The sequence below is a fragment of the Streptomyces sp. Y309 genome (assembly GCF_056712025.1).
This window is the reverse complement of the sequence record NZ_CM160048.1, coordinates 9116597-9132822: the sequence shown is the minus strand read 5'-3', so window position 1 is coordinate 9132822 and position 16226 is coordinate 9116597. Positions and strand designations below refer to the sequence as shown.

The 16226-nt window shown below is 72.0% G+C and carries 17 protein-coding genes; 13 read left to right on the top strand and 4 right to left on the bottom strand.

Annotated features, from left to right (window positions below):
• Positions 1 to 51: 51 nt before the first annotated feature.
• The 4 genes from AC0KTA_RS38455 (at position 52) to AC0KTA_RS38440 (ending at position 3703) form a co-directional block, all read left to right on the top strand.
• Positions 52 to 705 (top strand): response regulator transcription factor, encoded by a 654-nt coding sequence (locus AC0KTA_RS38455; RefSeq protein ID WP_481052830.1) that lies wholly within the window; start codon positions 52 to 54, stop codon positions 703 to 705.
• 88 nt (positions 706 to 793) lie between these two features.
• Complete coding sequence (locus AC0KTA_RS38450) at positions 794 to 1927, top strand: sensor histidine kinase (protein WP_481052829.1); 1134 nt, start codon at positions 794 to 796, stop codon at positions 1925 to 1927.
• An 89-nt stretch (positions 1928 to 2016) separates the two neighbouring features.
• On the top strand, positions 2017 to 2949 hold the full coding sequence (locus tag AC0KTA_RS38445; RefSeq protein ID WP_481052828.1) for a GNAT family N-acetyltransferase: 933 nt from the start codon (positions 2017 to 2019) through the stop codon (positions 2947 to 2949).
• A 133-nt stretch (positions 2950 to 3082) separates the two neighbouring features.
• Positions 3083 to 3703, top strand: a complete 621-nt coding sequence (locus AC0KTA_RS38440) for an L-threonylcarbamoyladenylate synthase (protein ID WP_481052827.1) — start codon at positions 3083 to 3085, stop codon at positions 3701 to 3703.
• 11 nt (positions 3704 to 3714) lie between these two features.
• Here the strand turns inward: AC0KTA_RS38440 and AC0KTA_RS38435 are convergent, their stop codons facing one another.
• A complete protein-coding gene (locus tag AC0KTA_RS38435; RefSeq protein ID WP_481052826.1) occupies positions 3715 to 5220 on the bottom strand; it encodes a glycerophosphodiester phosphodiesterase family protein in 1506 nt (501 codons plus the stop codon).
• 176 nt (positions 5221 to 5396) lie between these two features.
• Here AC0KTA_RS38435 and AC0KTA_RS38430 point away from each other — a divergent pair, with 176 nt between their 5' ends.
• Both AC0KTA_RS38430 and AC0KTA_RS38425 read left to right on the top strand, forming a co-directional pair.
• Positions 5397 to 5726, top strand: a complete 330-nt coding sequence (locus tag AC0KTA_RS38430; RefSeq protein ID WP_481052825.1) for a hypothetical protein — start codon at positions 5397 to 5399, stop codon at positions 5724 to 5726.
• Between the two features lie 59 nt (positions 5727 to 5785).
• Positions 5786 to 6898 carry a carboxylate-amine ligase gene (locus tag AC0KTA_RS38425; protein ID WP_481052824.1) on the top strand — a complete coding sequence of 371 codons (1113 nt, stop codon included), beginning with the start codon at positions 5786 to 5788 and terminating at the stop codon, positions 6896 to 6898.
• 8 nt (positions 6899 to 6906) lie between these two features.
• Here AC0KTA_RS38425 and AC0KTA_RS38420 read toward each other — a convergent pair whose 3' ends face one another.
• Both AC0KTA_RS38420 and AC0KTA_RS38415 read right to left on the bottom strand, forming a co-directional pair.
• The gene (locus AC0KTA_RS38420; RefSeq protein ID WP_481052823.1) at positions 6907 to 7500 is read right to left on the bottom strand and encodes a DinB family protein; all 594 of its coding nucleotides are present in this window, start codon (positions 7498 to 7500) and stop codon (positions 6907 to 6909) included.
• Between the two features lie 27 nt (positions 7501 to 7527).
• A complete protein-coding gene (locus AC0KTA_RS38415) occupies positions 7528 to 8145 on the bottom strand; it encodes a TOPRIM nucleotidyl transferase/hydrolase domain-containing protein (protein ID WP_481052822.1) in 618 nt (205 codons plus the stop codon).
• 124 nt (positions 8146 to 8269) lie between these two features.
• On the opposite strand from AC0KTA_RS38415, the gene AC0KTA_RS38410 reads away from it, so the two are divergent.
• Positions 8270 to 8842, top strand: a complete 573-nt coding sequence (locus AC0KTA_RS38410; protein WP_481052821.1) for a GNAT family N-acetyltransferase — start codon at positions 8270 to 8272, stop codon at positions 8840 to 8842.
• A 51-nt stretch (positions 8843 to 8893) separates the two neighbouring features.
• Here AC0KTA_RS38410 and AC0KTA_RS38405 read toward each other — a convergent pair whose 3' ends face one another.
• Positions 8894 to 9511 carry a GNAT family N-acetyltransferase gene (locus AC0KTA_RS38405; protein WP_481052820.1) on the bottom strand — a complete coding sequence of 206 codons (618 nt, stop codon included), beginning with the start codon at positions 9509 to 9511 and terminating at the stop codon, positions 8894 to 8896.
• A gap of 286 nt (positions 9512 to 9797) precedes the next feature.
• Here AC0KTA_RS38405 and sph point away from each other — a divergent pair, with 286 nt between their 5' ends.
• The 6 genes from sph (at position 9798) to AC0KTA_RS38375 (ending at position 16203) form a co-directional block, all read left to right on the top strand.
• A complete protein-coding gene (gene sph, locus AC0KTA_RS38400; protein ID WP_481052819.1) occupies positions 9798 to 10778 on the top strand; it encodes a sphingomyelin phosphodiesterase in 981 nt (326 codons plus the stop codon).
• Positions 10779 to 10964: 186 nt separating this feature from the next.
• On the top strand, positions 10965 to 11729 hold the full coding sequence (locus tag AC0KTA_RS38395) for an alpha/beta hydrolase (protein WP_481052818.1): 765 nt from the start codon (positions 10965 to 10967) through the stop codon (positions 11727 to 11729).
• A 189-nt stretch (positions 11730 to 11918) separates the two neighbouring features.
• The gene (locus AC0KTA_RS38390; RefSeq protein ID WP_481052817.1) at positions 11919 to 12761 is read left to right on the top strand and encodes an aminoglycoside 6-adenylyltransferase; all 843 of its coding nucleotides are present in this window, start codon (positions 11919 to 11921) and stop codon (positions 12759 to 12761) included.
• Between the two features lie 168 nt (positions 12762 to 12929).
• Entirely contained in the window at positions 12930 to 14462 is a 1533-nt protein-coding gene (locus tag AC0KTA_RS38385) for a carotenoid oxygenase family protein (protein ID WP_481052816.1), read from the top strand.
• A gap of 146 nt (positions 14463 to 14608) precedes the next feature.
• Complete coding sequence (locus AC0KTA_RS38380) at positions 14609 to 15034, top strand: VOC family protein (RefSeq protein ID WP_481052815.1); 426 nt, start codon at positions 14609 to 14611, stop codon at positions 15032 to 15034.
• Between the two features lie 29 nt (positions 15035 to 15063).
• Positions 15064 to 16203 carry a winged helix DNA-binding domain-containing protein gene (locus AC0KTA_RS38375; protein ID WP_481056704.1) on the top strand — a complete coding sequence of 380 codons (1140 nt, stop codon included), beginning with the start codon at positions 15064 to 15066 and terminating at the stop codon, positions 16201 to 16203.
• The last annotated feature ends 23 nt before the right edge of the window (positions 16204 to 16226 follow it).

Sequence of the window (16226 nt, the reverse complement as noted above, 5' to 3'; positions counted from 1 at the left end):
GAACGCGGGCTGTTATGCCGGTGTAACGCCGCCTCCGGCATCCTGTCGGCCATGCGTGTGCTGATTGTCGAGGACCACCGGGAGCTGGCCGACACCGTGGCCACGGGCCTGCGCCAGGACGGCATGGCCGTCGACCTCGCGTACGACGGCGGGGAGGCCCTGGACCTCGCCCTCGTGCACGACTACGACGTCGTCGTCCTGGACCGCGACCTGCCGCGCGTGCACGGCGACGAGGTGTGCCGGGTGCTGGTCGCGCGCGGCGGCCGCTGCCGGGTGCTGATGCTCACCGCCGCCACGACGATCGAGGACCGGGTCGGCGGTCTCTCCCTGGGCGCCGACGACTACCTCCCCAAGCCGTTCGCCTTCGCCGAACTGATCGCCCGGGTCCGGGCCCTGGCCCGGCGCGCCCAACCGGCCGTGCCCCCGGTGCTCAGCCGCGGCGACCTCACCTTGGACTCCGCCCAGCGCATCGCCCGTCGTGGCGGGCGCCGCCTCGACCTCTCCCCCAAGGAACTCGCCGTCCTGGAGCTGCTGCTCGGCGCGCGGGGCGGCGTCGTCTCCGCGGAGCAGCTCCTGGAGCGCGCCTGGGACCAGGCCGCCGACCCCTTCACCAACACCGTGAAGGTCACGGTCAGCCGGCTCCGGCGCAAGCTGGGCGAACCGCCGGTGATCGAGACGGTGCCGCATGCCGGCTACCGCATCTGACCGCGCGGGCTTGTCGGGCCTATCGGGCTCGTCGGGCTCGTCAGGCCCGACAGGCCCGTCTTCCGCCCGGCGCCGCTTCCGCTGGACCGTGCGGCTGCGCCTGACGCTGCTCTACGGCGCGCTGTTCCTGGTGTCCGGGGCGGCGCTGCTCATCGTGACGTACGTCCTCGTGGCCACCCGCAAACCGCAGCTCGTCCGCAAGACGACCACGAAGGGCCAGGCCCCCTGGCTGCCCGACGACATCGGCGTCGGACGGCATCCGGACCCGGGCGGCGAACAGCGCGCGGCGATGCTGGAGCAGTTGCTCACCCAGTCCGGGATCGCGCTCGCGCTGATGTCGGCCGTCTCCGTCGTACTGGGATGGCTGATGGCGGGCCGTGCCCTGCGGCCGGTCCGTACGATGGCCGACAAGGCCCGCCGGATCTCCGAACGCAACCTCCACGAGCGCCTGGCGGTCGAAGGGCCGGACGACGAACTCAAAGACCTCGGTGACACCTTCGACGGCCTGCTCACCCGCCTCGACACCGCCTTCACCGCGCAGAAGCGCTTCGTCGCCAACGCGTCGCACGAACTGCGCACCCCGCTCACCCTTCAGCGGGCCATGATCGAGGTCGCGCTCGCAGGACCGGCGGCGAACGCGCGGTCCCTGCGCGCCGTGTGCGAGCGCCTGCTGGCCGCGGGCGAGCGCCAGGAGCACCTCATCGAGGCGCTCCTCACCCTCGCCCGCGGCCAGCTCGGTCTCCAGCGCCGCGAGAGCGTCGACCTGGCGGCGATCGTGGAGGCCGTCCTGCGCGAGCAGGCGCCCACCGGCCTGCGCGTCCGGCGGTCGCCGGGCCCGGCCCGCACGGCAGGCGACCCGCGCCTGCTGGAGAGCCTGGTGACGAACCTCGTCAGCAACGCGGTACGCCACAACGTGCGCGGCGGCTGGATCCGCGTCCACACGGGGGTGGACGACGGGCGGCCGGTGCTGCGGGTGACGAACAGCGGACCGGAGATCCCGCACGAGCGCGTCGAAGCGCTCTTCCAGCCCTTCCAGCGCTTCGAGACACGCACCGGAACCCCGGACGGCCACGGCCTCGGCATGTCCATCGTCGCCGCCGTCGCCGACGCCCACGGTGCCCCGGTGACCGCCCGGCCCGGCCCCGAGGGCGGCCTCGACATCACGGTCGCGTTCGATCACGCGGACGCGACGGGACATGGGCCCCCAAGCACCGGAAAATAAAGCACTCGTCCCGCGGCGAGCAGGAAGCTACGTTCTCAGGGCACATGCGAACCACCCCTGTCCCTCCCCTCTCCGCGAAGGCTTTGCTTGTGACGCTGATCCGTTCCGCCCGTCCGCACGAACTCCCCGCGCTGGTCGAATATCCGGAGGACGCCGAGCGCAACGCGGCGACCCGCGCGTATCTCGCCCAGTTGCTCGACACGAAGTGCACCCGGCCCGAGTGGTGTCTGGTCGCCGAGGACGGCGCCGGGCGGCTGGTGGGCAGCGTGGTGCTGTGGACCCTGCCGGGTCAGGACGTCCCGTACGCCTTCGTCCTGTTCGAGGCACCGGCCGGCCAGGACGACATCGGGGCCGCGCTGCTGGAGGCAGCGGTCGCCAAGGCGCGGGCGCTCGGTGCGGACGAGCTCGAGCACGTCGTCGACTCGCCCGCGCAGGCCCCGCAGTTCCAGCGGGACCCGGAACGCCGGAGCGAACTGCTGCGGAACTCCGGCTTCCGAGTCGTGCGCGACGGGCGGAGATTCGAACTGCGGGTGCCGGATGAACTGCCGTCCGACGACCCCCGGCTGACCTTCCGCTCCCTCGCCGATCTCGGCCCCGGCCCGTTCATCGACCTTCTGGAGGAGCTGCTCGCCGAGACGGCGGACGCCCGGCTGGCCGCCGACGTCGAGCGGTACGGGGCGCGGCGTGCGGCCGAGAAGGTCTTCGAGGAGATGGCCTCGCTGCGGCACGAACCGCAGTGGTGGGAGCTCGGCCACGACGCGGACGGCACCCCCGCGGTGATCAGTCTGCCCGCGGAGAACCCCAGCACGGCGGTGATCGGCTTCATCGGTGTCGCACCCGCCCACCGCAGCAAGGGATACGCGGCCTCGGCCGTGGTCCGCGGCACCCGGATCCTCGCCGCGCACGGCGCCGAGGAGATCCGCGGGGACTGCGACGCGGCGAATACGGCCATGGCGAAGGCGTTCACCCGGGCCGGGTACGAGAACTTCGCCGACAGGCGGGAGTTCAACCGCTCCCTGTGACCAGCCGACCCACGACGTGTCCAGCCGACCCACGACGTCACCTGCCGCCCCACGACGTGACCAGCCGCTTCACGGCACCGACTCGGCCCTGTCCACCCCCACCGCCACGCGTGCCCGCGCCTACACTCGGCGAATGGCGAAGTACTTCGACGTGCACCCCGAGAATCCGCAGCGGCGCACCATCGGCAGTGTGGCGGACAGCATCCGTTCCGGCGCGCTCATCGCGTATCCGACCGACTCCTGTTACGCGCTGGGATGCCAGTTGGGCAACCGGGACGGCATCGCGCGGATCCGCACCATCCGGAACCTGGACGACCGTCACCACTTCACCCTCGTGTGCGAGACCTTCGCGCAACTGGGTCAGTTCGTACACATCGACAACGACGTGTTCCGCGCGATCAAGGCGGCGACGCCGGGCAGTTACACCTTCATCCTCCCCGCAACGAAGGAGGTGCCACGCCAATTGCTGCACCCGAAGAAGAAGACCGTCGGAGTCCGGATTCCCGACCACGTCGTCGCCCAGTCCCTCCTCGCGGAGCTGGGCGAGCCGCTGCTCTCCAGCACCCTGCTGCTGCCCGGCGAGGACACGCCGATGACACAGGGCTGGGAGATCAAGGAACGCCTCGACCACTCGGTGGACGCCGTGCTCGACTCCGGCGACTGCGGCACGGAGCCGACCACGGTCATCGACTTCTCCGGCGGCGACGTCGAGGTCGTACGCCGCGGGGCGGGCGACACCACGCGCTTCGAGTAGCCCCGCGCGCGTCAGCGGCCGGGGACCGGCTGCAGCTGGACATAGTCCAGGTTCCAGTTCTGGTAGGCGTCGGCGTCGAGGGACAGCCGCAGGGTGTGCCGGCCGCGCTCCAGCGACCGCGTCACTCCGCTGTCCTGGAGGGCGAAGGCGTGGTGCCCGGTCGTGTTGGCGACGGGCACGGCCGTGCTGGGCGTGCCACCGTCGAAGGCGAGCCGGTAGGTCCCGGCGGGCGCGTACGGCGACGACACCCGGGCCTGCACGGCGTAGCGGCCGGACCGCGGCACGTCCACCGCGTACGTGAGCCACTCCGAGCCGCGCATCCAGCACACCGCCACCGCGCCGTCGTGGTCGCACACGTCGACGTCCGCACCGGGGCGCCCGGGCCCGTCGCCCCGGTTCCCGGCGTCCGTGTCGTGGTACGCCGCTCCCTCGCCGCCCGGGGCGTACTCCTCTCCCTGCACGCGTACCGCGCCGGGCGGAACCGCGCCCGCCACGCCCGTGGCGAGGTAGCTCTCCAACTCCTCGACGTTGTCGGTCTGGATGATCGACGCCCCGTGGACGCCGATGAGCGTGGCCCAGCCGCGTGCCGGGGCGATGAGCGAGGCCTCGTCCGTGTACCGGGCGGCCAGGCCGTTCCGCATGCTGTTGATCCACACGCGGCCCGTCGACCGCAGCCGCCGCACGAACGCGGCGTCGGCCACGGTGTCGTCGACGTCGTCGAAGACGACCTCGAAGGCGGGTGGCCGGTCGTCCCCGAACTCCGTCACGGAGGCGGCGTTGGCGTCGTCGACGAGGTGCATGTAGAGCGCGCGAGGGTGGCGCGTGCGGAACGCCCGCACCTCGGTCACCGGCGCGCGGGACTTGAACAGGCCGTTGCGCACGGTGCCGGTCTCCTCCAGCACCCGCCAGACGGCCTCGCGGTGCTGCCAGGCCTGGTCGAGGTTGACGAGCCCGCGTGTCCGGGCGGCCTCCATGGCCTCGGCGAGCGTGGGCACGCGGTGGCCGGTGAGTGCCGCCTGACGGCCGCCGAGGCCTTCGCGGAGGCGCAGGGCGCGCAGTCGGGCGTAGGTGAGGTCGGCGACGCGGCCGGTGCCGTCGGTGGTGCGGTCCACGGTCGTGTCGTGCATCAGGACAGGGACGCCGTCCTTGGTCAGCCGGACGTCGGCCTCGACGATCTCGGCGCCGTCCGCGAAGGCCTCCCGGAGCGCGGGGAGGCTGTTCTCGGGCGCCTCGCGCCACTGGCCCCGGTGGGCGGCGGTCATGACGCCGATGTCGGGCCCGTGGTCGAGGAAGTCGCGGTACGCGCGGTCGGCGGCGGTGTCCGTGGGGGCTTCGCGCTCCGCGGCGAACGTGCCGGGTGTGGTCCCGCCGAGCGCCATCACGCACGCGATGGCGACGACGACGACGGTGACGGACAGTCGGATGGCGGGGCGGCGGCGCGGGCCCGGTCCGGTGCTGGTCGGGGCGGGGGCGATGCGGGGCCGCACACCGGCGGGCCAGATCTTGTGCGAGGGCATGGGCGAGAGCATCCGCCGCCGCATGCCGCCCGTCCACGACCGCCCCGGCCTGTCGCGCATTCACCCGACACGGGATGATCGGGGTTTCGGCTCCGCGGCCGCGACCAGGCTCCAGGGCCTCGACAAACCCCCGGGGCCGCGACCAAGTGGACGGATTCGGACGAGGATGACCTGCGATGGCCAGTGACTGGGAAATCGACGTACAGCTGCTGCTGGACGTCACGGACGAGGAGTGGGCTCGGCTCACGGCGGGCATGGTCGACGCGCTGGCGGATGAACCGCAGTACGAAATCGCGCCGACCGCCACATCCAACAGCCCGACCGGCGCGTACTTCTCCGTCGGTGCCACCGTGCAGGTCTCCGCCGAGACACCCGGCGCGGCAGCGGACACCGCCGTCGCCGTGACACGCCGCGCCCTGCGGGCCGCCGGCGGACGCGCGGACCGCGGCGTGGCGGAGATCAACATCCGCCAAGGCGGCGTGGACCCACGGCTTTTGGGCCATTAGCCGCGCGGCTGGCTCGTACCGGCCGAACTGCCGCGTCCCCTCGTGAGACCCTCGCGCTCATGCGAAGCGACGGACATCTGACGATCGGGGTGGAGGAGGAGTATCTCGTCGTCGACCCGGCGTCGCGCGCCGTGCGTTCGTGTGCCGACACCGTCGCCTCGGCCGCCGCGAAGCGGCTGGGTGAGGAACGGGTCGGGGACGAGATCACCCGCTTCCAGGTCGAGGCGAGAACCCGGCCGCACACCGCCCTCGGTCAACTCGCCGACGACATACGGGAGATGCGCCAGGCTGTGGCGGGCGCGGCCGCGCAGCAGGGGCTGGCGGTGGTCTCGTCCGGTTCGCCGGTGCTCGGGGACGTACTGCCGCTGCCGGTCACTCCCGGGCCGCGGTACGCCCGCAGCCTGGAGGTCTTCCGGGCCCTCGACGACGAGCAGTGCGCGGGCGCCTGCCACGTCCACATCGGCCTCGCGGACCGGGCCCTCGCCCTGAAGGTGAGCAACCACCTGCGGCCGTGGCTTCCGGTGCTGGTCTCGCTCACGGCGAACTCCCCTTACTGGGCGGGGCGTGACACCGGCTACGCGAGCTGGCGCACCCTGTCCTGGGCGCGCTGGCCAGTGGCCGGGCCGCCGCCCTACTTCGAATCCGTCGCGCACTTCGAGGAGTTGGTCGGCCAGTTGCACGCCTCCGGGGCGGTGATGGACCCGGGCGGCCTCTACTGGGACGTACGGCCTTCGGCGCATGTCCCGACCCTGGAGGTGCGGGTGGCCGACGCGCTGATGACGGCCGACGAGACGGTGGTGTACGCGGCGCTGGTGCGAGCCTTGGTGGACACCGCGCTGCGCAGCGTGCGGGCCGGCGAGCGAGCACCGGATCCCGCACCGGAGGTGCTGCGCGCCGCGTACTGGCGGGCCGCTCGCGACGGGCTGAGCGGCCGGGGTTTCGACGTGCGCTCCGCCCGCGTGGTACCGGCCGGGACCTTGGCCGACCTGCTGTACGCCCACGTCTGCCCGGCACTGGAACGGAGCGGGGACCTGGCGGACGTACGAGCCGGGTGGGCGTGGCTGCGGGACAACGGGACAGGCGCGCACCGGCAGCGGCACGCGCACGGCCGCAGGGCCCGCCTCGAGGATGTCGTCGACTGCCTGATCACCGCGGTCACCACTCGGCCGTGAACGTCGCGTTACGCCCCACGGTCCGCTGCGCGAGCCGCCCGCTCCAGTCGGCCCCGGTAGTCCTCCCACCACGCCGCGTCGCCCGGCGGCATGTTGTCGTTGGCCTTGTTCATCCCCACGGCGCCGTCCAGGAGTTCCCGGACGATGTCGGCGTGCCCGGCGTGCCGGTGTGTATCGGCGATCACGCGCACGACGGCATGGTTCAACGTCACCTTGTCCCGGTCACTGGGCCACCACGGCACCGTGCCGATCGTGTCCAGCGGCAGCGCGTCGATGGTCGCGTCCGCGTGCGCCCACGCCCGACGGTAGAGCTCCACGATGTACTCGCGCGACTCGTCGGCGGTGACCCACATGTCGGCGTTGGCTTCAGCGCCGTCTTCGAGCCAGGGCAGCGGCTCGCCGGACGGCCGTCCGAAGGTGTCGCCCAGGTAGCCCAGCTCGACGCTTGCCGCGTGTTTCACGAGGCCCAGGAGGTTGGTGCCGGTGGGCGTCAGGGGGCGGCGGACGTCGTACTCCGCGAGGCCTTCGAGCTTCCACAGCAGGGCGTCGCGGGCGGACTGCAGATAGAAGTGGAGGTCCGCCTTGGGATCGGATGGATTCATGGGACCAGTCTGCCGCTCGCCCTGCGGTCAGAGGCCGGCGAGCAGCCCTTCGAGTGGGGCGGGTGTGCGGGCCGGGTCGAGGGCCTCGACGAGGACGCGGCCGTAGTGGATCTTGCGCCCCTTCTTCGTGCCGAGGAAGCGTCGCAGCTGCTGCTGTGCGGTGCGGCCCTGTTGTGCGGGCTGGCGCTGGAAGGTCTGCAGGGCGCGCAGGTCTCCCTCCGCGCGGACGAGCTCCTCCACCCGTGCGACGCCCAGCGCGCGGATGAGCTCGTCCTCCAGGTCCGCCGCGCAGACGAAGAACTCTTGCTCCGCCGCGCTGGCCCGCTCCCAGCCGCGGGCGTAGTAGCGCCGCTCCGCCTCGTCGCACAGGCCCGTGAGTCGCAGGCCCAGGCCGGTCGGCCCGAGGAGGCCGGCGAAGCGGCCGACGCTCATCGCGCCGCCCATCGGCAGCACGCAGATCCCTTCGGCCTCCAGGTCCCGGCCGCGGCTCTCGGCCAGCGCGGTGACCGCCGCGGCGTCGCTCGGCCCTTCGAGCAGGACGACTGCCCGGACGGGCAGCCGCGCGGCCAGCTCGCGCGCGAGGTCGCCGGAGCCACCGGCCGCCCACGCGGCGACCGCGTCCCGGAACGATCCCATGTCAGCCATGAGAGGAGTCTCCGCCTTCTCCGGCGATCACGGTAGGCAATTTCCGCCACCGCGACCGACGTCGTCGTCCGTCCACGGGGGACGACAGGCAGCGCCGCCCCGTACGCCATGGGAATGTGACGTCATGGTCATTGAAGTCCGTCCGGCCTCGGTGTTCGAGGACGTCCGTGCCGTGCTCGGCCCGAAGTCGCCCGGAGCCAACGTCTGCTGGTGCTTGAGCTACCGGATCCCGTCCAAGCTCAACAACGAGCTTCGCGGGCCCGCCCGAGGGGAGTACGTCGCCGAGCTGTGCCGTACGCAACCCCCTCCGGGGGTGCTCGCCTACGACGGCGACGAGCCGGTCGGCTGGGCCGCAGTGGCACCGCGCTCCGCCACGTCCTTCGCACGCAACCGCAAGATTCCGCACGTCGACGACCTGCCGGTGTGGTCGCTGTGGTGCATCCGCGTGCGCCCCGGCCACCGGAAGGAGGGGATCTCGCACGCCCTCATCGCCGGCGCGGTCGCGTTCGCCCGCGCTCAGGGCGCACCGGCGATCGAGGCGTACCCCCTCGACAACGGTGACGCCCGGGTCGACCTGACGATGGCGTACGCCGGTCTCCGCAAGAACTTCGAACGCGCCGGGTTCACCCACGCCGCCGACACCACCTCAGTGCTTGCCGGTCATCCCCGGGTCCTGATGCGACTTGACCTCCGCTGACTGATCGTCGCCCAGTGCCGCCCGCTCCAGAGCTTCCCGCCCCGCCCGGCCTCACGTCGGCCGGCCTTCCGGCAGGCCTTGCGGCTCGCGGCGCATGCACCAGGTCCGGGGGCCACCGTCGGGCAGTTCGACCTCGGCGGTCACGACGAAGCCGAGGCGCTCGTAGAACCTCACGTTCCGCTCGCTCGACGTCTCCAGGAACGCCGGATGACCGGCGCGGTCCGCCGCGTCGAGGCCGGCCCCGAGCACCGCACGGCCGAGCCCCTGGCCCTGTGCGTCCGGGGCCACGCCCACGGTCGCGAGGAACCACACCGGCTCGCGCGGCCGGTGGGGTTCGAGGGCACGCTCGGCGGAGGCGAAAGCCGCTGCCCGCTCCCCCGCCAAATCCTGGATCAGTGGACCCACTTCGGCGAATCCGGGGGCCGGGTCCCGCTCCGGTGTGGTCCACACGGCGACGGCCCGCGCGTCATCGGCCACCCAGACCCGCCCGTACGGAAGGCCGACCCGGGTCAGGAACAACTCCTGGAACCGCCGCACACGCTCGGCGTGTCCGTCGGCCGCGACCACATGCCGGGTGAACGCGTAGTCGGCGAACGCCCCGGCGAGGGTCCGGACGGCGACGGGAGAGTCCTCCGCGGTGGCAGGACGCACGAGGGGCGCCGACGACATGAATCCTCTCCGATCCTCTCCTTGCACGACTGAAGCCGTGCACGACTGACGAGTGCCTTGAACTGACGACGTGTATTGACTGACGACGTGTCTTGCTCGGTGTCTTGCTCGACAACTTCAACGATCAAGCCGGATCCCGCGTTCCCGGCCCCAGGTTGCGCCCGAAGTGTGATGATGCATCGAGTGATCATCACGTGCACGCCACCTTGCCGTAACCAGCGGTGCCTTGGATGACGGCGCCGGTGCCTTCCACCGGCCCCGTCCCACCCCCACAGGGAGATCCCCCATGCCCCACCCCACGCCGCGTACGTACGCAGTCGGCGCCGTCACTGTCGCGCTGGCCGCGACGGCGACACTGGCCGCGACGGCCCCCACCGCGTCGGCCGCGGAGGCCACCCCGCGCCTGAAGGTGCTCACGTACAACGCGTTCCTGTTCAGCAAGACGCTGTACCCGAACTGGGGCCAGGACCACCGTGCCGCGGCGATACCCGCCGCCGGGTTCTTCCGGGGCAACGATGTCGTCGTCCTCCAGGAGGCCTTCGACAACTCCTCCTCCGATGCCCTGCAGCAGCACGCCAGGGCCGCCTACCCGCACCAGACACCCGTCGTGGGCCGGTCGAAGAGCGGCTGGGACGCCACCGGCGGGGCCTACTCCTCCCTCACGCCGGAGGACGGCGGTGTGACGGTGCTCAGCAAGTGGCCGATCGTGCGCAAGGAGCAGTACGTCTACAAGGACGCCTGCGGATCGGACTCCCACTCCAACAAGGGCTTCGCCTACGCGGTCCTCGACGTGAACGGCACCAAGGTGCACGTCGTCGGCACCCACGCCCAGTCCACCGACCCCGGCTGCGCCGCGGGCGAGGCGGCCGCCACCCGCGCCGAGCAGTTCAAGGAGCTCGACGCCTTCCTGGACGCCAAGAAGATCCCGGCGGACGAACAGGTCCTGGTGGCGGGCGACTTCAACGTCGACCGGCACAGCGACGAGTACGCGTCGATGCTCGCCGACGCCGGCCTCGCGACCGCCGACGCGCGCACCGGACACCCGTACTCCTTCGACACGAAGGAGAACTCCATCGCCTCCGAGCGCTACCCGGACGACCCCCGCGAGGACCTCGACTACGTGCTGCACCGCGAGGGCCACGCCCGCCCCTCCGACTGGCGCAATGACGTGGTCAAGGAGACCAGCGCTCCCTGGACGGTGACGAGTTGGGGCAAGGAGTACACGTACACCAACCTGTCGGATCACTACCCGGTAGTGGGCGGATAGCGCGCGGCTACCCGGTTGTGGGGCGAGTGCACGGCCCCCACTGCTAACCTTCCGGAGGCCGTGCGAGGAAATGAGGAGGTGGTACCCGTGAACGCAGTATCGACATGGGTGCTCCCCTCCGGGGTCACGGTCGGGCGATAGGTCGTCCGGGAGCGCCGCTGACGCGCACTCCCGAAAGGCACGACCATGCACTTCACTTCCGAGCAACGCCTCGACGACGGCGTCCTCGAGCGCGAATTCACCCTCGGCGAGATCCCCGGCACCCTGTGGACGCCTGGCTCTGCTGGATCGGCCGGTGCGGCACCGGCCGCACTGGCCGCACCGGCCCCGCTGATCCTGATGGCCCACAACAACGGCCTGCCCAAGGGGGCGGCCCGGCTGGTGGCCCGGGGCCGGCAGACCGCGGCGTACGGCTACGCGGTGGCCTCCATCGACGCCGCCGGGTGCGGTGACCGGCCCCGTTCCGCCGCCGACGAGCAGGCTCGCGCCGACCTCCGCCGGGCGATGCAGGCCGGCGAGCCGGTCGAAGAGATCGATGAGATCTTCGAGTCTCTCGTCGGCCCGCTGGTCGAGAAGGCGGCCCCCGACTGGCGGACCACCCTGGACGCCCTCCTTTCCCTACCCGAGATCGGCGGCCCGGTCGGGTACTCGGGGTGGACCGCCCTAGGCATCCGCCTTGCGGTGGTCGAGCCGCGCATCGCGGCCGCCGGATTCTTCGCCGGGGGGTTCGTGCCCCGCGCCCAGCGCGAGGAGGCCCGGCAGGTCACCGTTCCGCTGCTGCTCCTGCTGCAGTGGGACGACGAAGGGAACCCCCGGCAACGGGCCCTGGACCTGTTCGACGCCTTCGGCAGCAAGGAGAAGACGCTGCACGCCAATCTGGGCGGGCACCTCGGCACCCCGTGGTTCGAGCTGGAGGACAGCGGCCGGTTCTACGACCGGCACCTGAGGTAAGGCCGGGCCAGCGGGGCGGCAGCAGACGATAAGCGGCCTCGGCCAGGCCACCGCCGCCATCGAGGACAGGCCCGGCCTGCCTCGATGGCGGTGGCCATCAGATGCACAACCGCCCCGCTCGCGAGGGTTCCGGAAAGCCGTCCCAAGGCCGAGCCTGCCACCCTCCGACGCTGCAGTAGCGTAATCGTCATGATCAAGGAAACCGAGGGCGGCATCGTCGGCCTGGTGCTGGCGTGGGCCCGGCAGCAGCAGGACATCCAGGCCGTTCTACGCACGGGTTCACGGGCTCGGCACGACGGCACCGTGGACGCCTTCTCCGACCACGACATCGAGCTCTACACCACCGACACCGACCGTTATGAGGACGGAGCCTGGGTCGAGCGGCTGGCTCCGGTGGTGGTTCAGGTGGGGCTTGAAGGCCCGTGGGAGAACCCGGCACGGCTGGTGTTCTTCGAAGGGGGTGTGAAGGTCGACTTCCAGGTGGTTCCGGTGAGCCGCCTGGAGAAGATGGCCGCCGAGGGGCTCGACGACCTGCACGAGCGCGGTTACGAGGTTCTCTGGGACCGCGAGGGCGCGGCCGCCGCGCTGCCCCGGGCGACCGGCACCGTTCCCGCCGAACTGCCGGACGCCGAGGAGTTCCAGGAGCTGTGCGCCGAGTTCTGGTTCGAGGTCGCGCACCTGCCTCGCTATCTGGCGCGCGGCGAGCTGTGGGTGGCCAAGTCCCGGGACTGGACCACGAAAGAGCTGCTCGAGTGCATGATCGAGTGGCACGCCCTGACGCGGCGGGGCGCCGAGCACGACGTCTGGTACGGCGGGACACGGATGCGGCGCTGGGCCGCCCCCGGAGTGTGGGAGAGCCTGCCGGAGACCTTCGGCGACTTCACCGCCGACGGCAGCCTGCGCGCGGCCCGGGCGACCGCCGACCTCTTCGCCCGCCTCGCCCGGGAAGTGGCGGACGCCCACGGCTTCTCGTATCCGGACAAGGCCGAGCGCGCGATCCGGCCCACCCTCGATCAGCTCCCGGAGCTGTGAAGAGGCGCCGCTCGCCCAGAGATTGAAGGCTTGGGGTGGTGCTGATGCCACCCCGGTCCGGGGTCCCAGGCCTCCTGACCCGTGGCCTCTGTCGGCGCAGGATTCTTCCTGTCAGCAGCGAAGAGCCCGGACCACCGCCGGGCGATCGACGACGGACGGGGAGACCTGATGACCAGTCATACGCGCCGGAGGATTCTGCAGGGTGCGACGCTCGCCGCGGCGACCGGTGTGGTCGGAGGCTACGGGCTCGACCGGTCCGCCCCCGCGGCGCAGGCCGCGACGGCGGACACGGCGAGCACGGCGGCGGGCAGGGGCGCGGGCACCGGAAAAGGGGCGTTGCCGTTCCTGGAGGGCGCCTTCGCCCCGGCCACCGAGGAGCTGACCGCCTTCGATCTGAAGGTGACCGGGCGCCTGCCGCGTGACCTCGACGGCCGCTATCTGCGGACCGGCCCGAACGCGCTGGGCCTGGAGGACGTGCGGGCGCACCACTGGATGCTGGGCGACGGCATGGTGCACGGCGTGCGGCTGCGCGGCGGGCGCGCCGAGTGGTACCGCAACCGGTGGGTGCGCTCGTCGCAGGTGGCGAAGAAGCTGGGCGAGCCGTATCCGGGCGAGGTGCCGCCGGACGACTTCGCGTGCAACACGCACGTGATCCCGTACAAGGGACGCGTCCTTGCGCTCCAGGAGGGCGGGCCGCTGCCCTACGAGCTGGACGGCGAGCTCAACACCGTGCGTCCCTACGACTTCCGCTCGACGTTGCGGGGCGCGTTCACCGCGCACACCAAGTACGACCCGGTGGCGGACGAGCTGCACGCCGTGACGTACTACCCGACCTGGGACCACGTCCGGCACCTCGTGGTCGACCGGACCGGCCGGGTGGCGCGGACCACCAGGGTCCCCGTGGCGGACGCGCCGATGATGCACGACTTCGCGCTCACCCAGAAATACGTGGTGATCGTGGACGTGCCGATCACGTTCGACGCGGAGGCCGCCGAGGCGGGCGCGGTGGTTCCGTACATCTGGAACGACGAGCACCCGATGCGGGTGGGCGTGCTGCCGCGGACCGGTGGCACCGCGCGCTGGTTCGAGGTCGACCCGGTGTACTACTCGCACACCCTCAATGCCTACGACCAGGGTGACACGCTGGTGGTGGACTTCTCCTCCATGCCCGCCCCCTTCTACGCCGCCGGCCGGGGCAGCGGCGGGCCGACCGCGACCGGCGCGCCGGCCCTCGACCGGTGGACGATCGACCTGCGCGCGGGCCGGGTCGGCCACACCCGCATCGACGACCGCCCGCAGGAGTTCCCCCGCGTCAACGAAGCACGGGTGTCCCGCCGGCACCGCTTCGGATACACGGCCAGTGCCGCGGAGATGTGGCGTGCGTACGAGACCGTCGACGGAGTGCCGCCGGACGACAAGTTCACCAACTGCCTGGTGAAGCACGACATGTTGCGCGGCAGCCGGCAGGTGCACCGGTTCCCGAAGGGGGCGGCGGCCAGCGAGCCGGTGTTCGTGCCGCGGCGCGGCGCGCGGGACGAGGACGACGGTTACATCCTGTCCTACGTGAACGACCCCGACCGGGGCGCGACCGACCTGGTGATCCTCTCGGCGCAGGACTTCACCGGTCACCCGCTGGCGCGCGTCCAGCTGCCGGGGCGGGTGCCGCTGGGCTTCCACGGGAGCTGGGTGGCGGACGCGTGACTCACGAGGGCGGACACCTGGCGGGGCGTGATCCTCATGCTGCCCCGAGTAGCGGTCACAACCTGTCCGCTTCTCCTGCCACTGTGATCGGACCAAGACCGGGCCGGCCGCATCGGGCCGGATGATCCAGAGGCGAGGAGCCCCTCATGTCCGTCGACGTCGTGACTCACCTGAACTTCCGCGGTGACGCCCGCGCGGCGCTCACCTTCTACCAGTCCGTGTTCGGCGGCGAGGCCGTCATGGTGACGTACAAGGACGCCGGGAACGTCCAGGAACCGTCCGAGGCGGACCAGGTGATGTGGGGCCAGGTGACCGCCGACAACGGCTTTCGCGTGATGGCGTACGACGTGCCCTCGCGCCTGCCGTGGAACCAGGGCGAGAACGCGTTTTTCGTCTCGCTGCGCGGCGAGACGCCCGAGGAGATCACCGCGTACTGGGAGGGGCTCTCCGAGGGCGCGACCGTCCTGCAGCCGCTGAGGCCCTCGCGGTGGGCTCCTCTGTACGGAATGTTGAAGGACCGGTTCGGTGTCACCTGGGTCGTGGACGTCGTCGTGGAATACGACGGTTCCTGAACGGATTGCGAGCGTCTGACCCCATGACCGTGACCGTTCTCGACAACCGGGCACTCAACCGCGCGACGCTCGCCCGGCAGTTGCTGCTCGACCGCGCCGACGTGCCTGTCCTCGATGCCGTGGCGCACCTCTGCGGGCTGCAGGCGCAGGAGCCGCAGGAGCCGTTCGTGGGGCTCTGGTCGCGGCTGCGCGGGTTCGACGCGTCGGTGCTCTCGGACCTGCTGACCGGGCGGCGCGTGGTGCGCACCCACCTCATGCGCCGCACCGTCCACCTCGTCACCGCCGACGACGCGCTGGCCTGGCGGGCCCGCCACGACGCCATGCTGCGCCAGCGGGTCCTCGGGGTGTACCGCGGCGAGCTCGCCGGCGTCGATCTCGACGAACTCGCCGCGGCGGGCCGGGAGGTGCTGGCCGACGGCGAGCCTCGCTCGATGACCGAGCTGGCGCGGGCGCTGGCCGAGCGCTGGCCGGCACCGGGGCCGCGGGCGCTGGGCGAAATGCTGATCGCCGCGCTCATCCCGGTGGCGCAGTTGCCGCCTCGCGGGCTGTGGCGCGTCAAGGCGGGCGCGCGGTATGCCCCGTTCGCCTCCTGGCTGAGCCGGGAGGCCGCCCCGCTCTCCCCCGACGGCTCCGACCCGGTCGGCCAGGCGCTGGTACGGCGCTACCTGGCCGCGTTCGGCCCCGCCACCTCGGCCGACCTGCGTGCCTGGTGCGGCCTCGCGGGGCTCCCGGCCGCGGTGGCCGCTCTCCGCGAGGAGCTGGTCGCCTTCCGCGACGAGAACGGCCGCGAACTCCTCGACCTGCCGGACGCTCCCCCAAGTTCTCGGCTTCGCTCGAACAGGGGGCACCCCCTTCGCCCCGACCCCGACACCCCCGCCCCGGTGCGGTTCCTGCCGGCGTTCGACAACGCGATCCTCGGCTATCAGCACCGCGGCCGCATCATCGACGACGCCCACCGCGGTCTGTCCGTGGCGGGCGAGCGCGTGGTCCTGGTCGACGGCCGGGTCGCCGCGACCTGGGGCGTCGACGCCGACACCGTGGTCGTCACCCCGCTGCGCCGCCTCTCCCGCGCCGACCGTGCCGAAGTCGCCGAGGAGGGGCGGGAGTTGGCGTCGTTCCTCTCCGACAAGGAGAGCCGGCGCGTACGGGTCGCCGCCTCCCCGGGCTGAGAGGGGCGCCCCCAACCCCTGAC

Bases quoted from the DNA above. Each gene is read 5' to 3' on its own strand.
- AC0KTA_RS38455 (WP_481052830.1), top strand. From the start codon at position 52: ATGCGTGTGCTGATTGTCGAGGACCACCGGGAGCTGGCCGACACCGTG.
- sph (WP_481052819.1), top strand. From the start codon at position 9,798: ATGCCCCACCCCACGCCGCGTACGTACGCAGTCGGCGCCGTCACTGTC.
- AC0KTA_RS38380 (WP_481052815.1), top strand. From the start codon at position 14,609: ATGTCCGTCGACGTCGTGACTCACCTGAACTTCCGCGGTGACGCCCGC.
- AC0KTA_RS38395 (WP_481052818.1), top strand. From the start codon at position 10,965: ATGCACTTCACTTCCGAGCAACGCCTCGACGACGGCGTCCTCGAGCGC.
- AC0KTA_RS38410 (WP_481052821.1), top strand. From the start codon at position 8,270: ATGGTCATTGAAGTCCGTCCGGCCTCGGTGTTCGAGGACGTCCGTGCC.
- AC0KTA_RS38390 (WP_481052817.1), top strand. From the start codon at position 11,919: ATGATCAAGGAAACCGAGGGCGGCATCGTCGGCCTGGTGCTGGCGTGG.
- AC0KTA_RS38425 (WP_481052824.1), top strand. From the start codon at position 5,786: ATGCGAAGCGACGGACATCTGACGATCGGGGTGGAGGAGGAGTATCTC.
- AC0KTA_RS38435 (WP_481052826.1), bottom strand. From the start codon at position 5,220: ATGCCCTCGCACAAGATCTGGCCCGCCGGTGTGCGGCCCCGCATCGCC.
- AC0KTA_RS38415 (WP_481052822.1), bottom strand. From the start codon at position 8,145: ATGGCTGACATGGGATCGTTCCGGGACGCGGTCGCCGCGTGGGCGGCC.
- AC0KTA_RS38430 (WP_481052825.1), top strand. From the start codon at position 5,397: ATGGCCAGTGACTGGGAAATCGACGTACAGCTGCTGCTGGACGTCACG.
- AC0KTA_RS38440 (WP_481052827.1), top strand. From the start codon at position 3,083: ATGGCGAAGTACTTCGACGTGCACCCCGAGAATCCGCAGCGGCGCACC.
- AC0KTA_RS38385 (WP_481052816.1), top strand. From the start codon at position 12,930: ATGACCAGTCATACGCGCCGGAGGATTCTGCAGGGTGCGACGCTCGCC.
- AC0KTA_RS38405 (WP_481052820.1), bottom strand. From the start codon at position 9,511: ATGTCGTCGGCGCCCCTCGTGCGTCCTGCCACCGCGGAGGACTCTCCC.
- AC0KTA_RS38420 (WP_481052823.1), bottom strand. From the start codon at position 7,500: ATGAATCCATCCGATCCCAAGGCGGACCTCCACTTCTATCTGCAGTCC.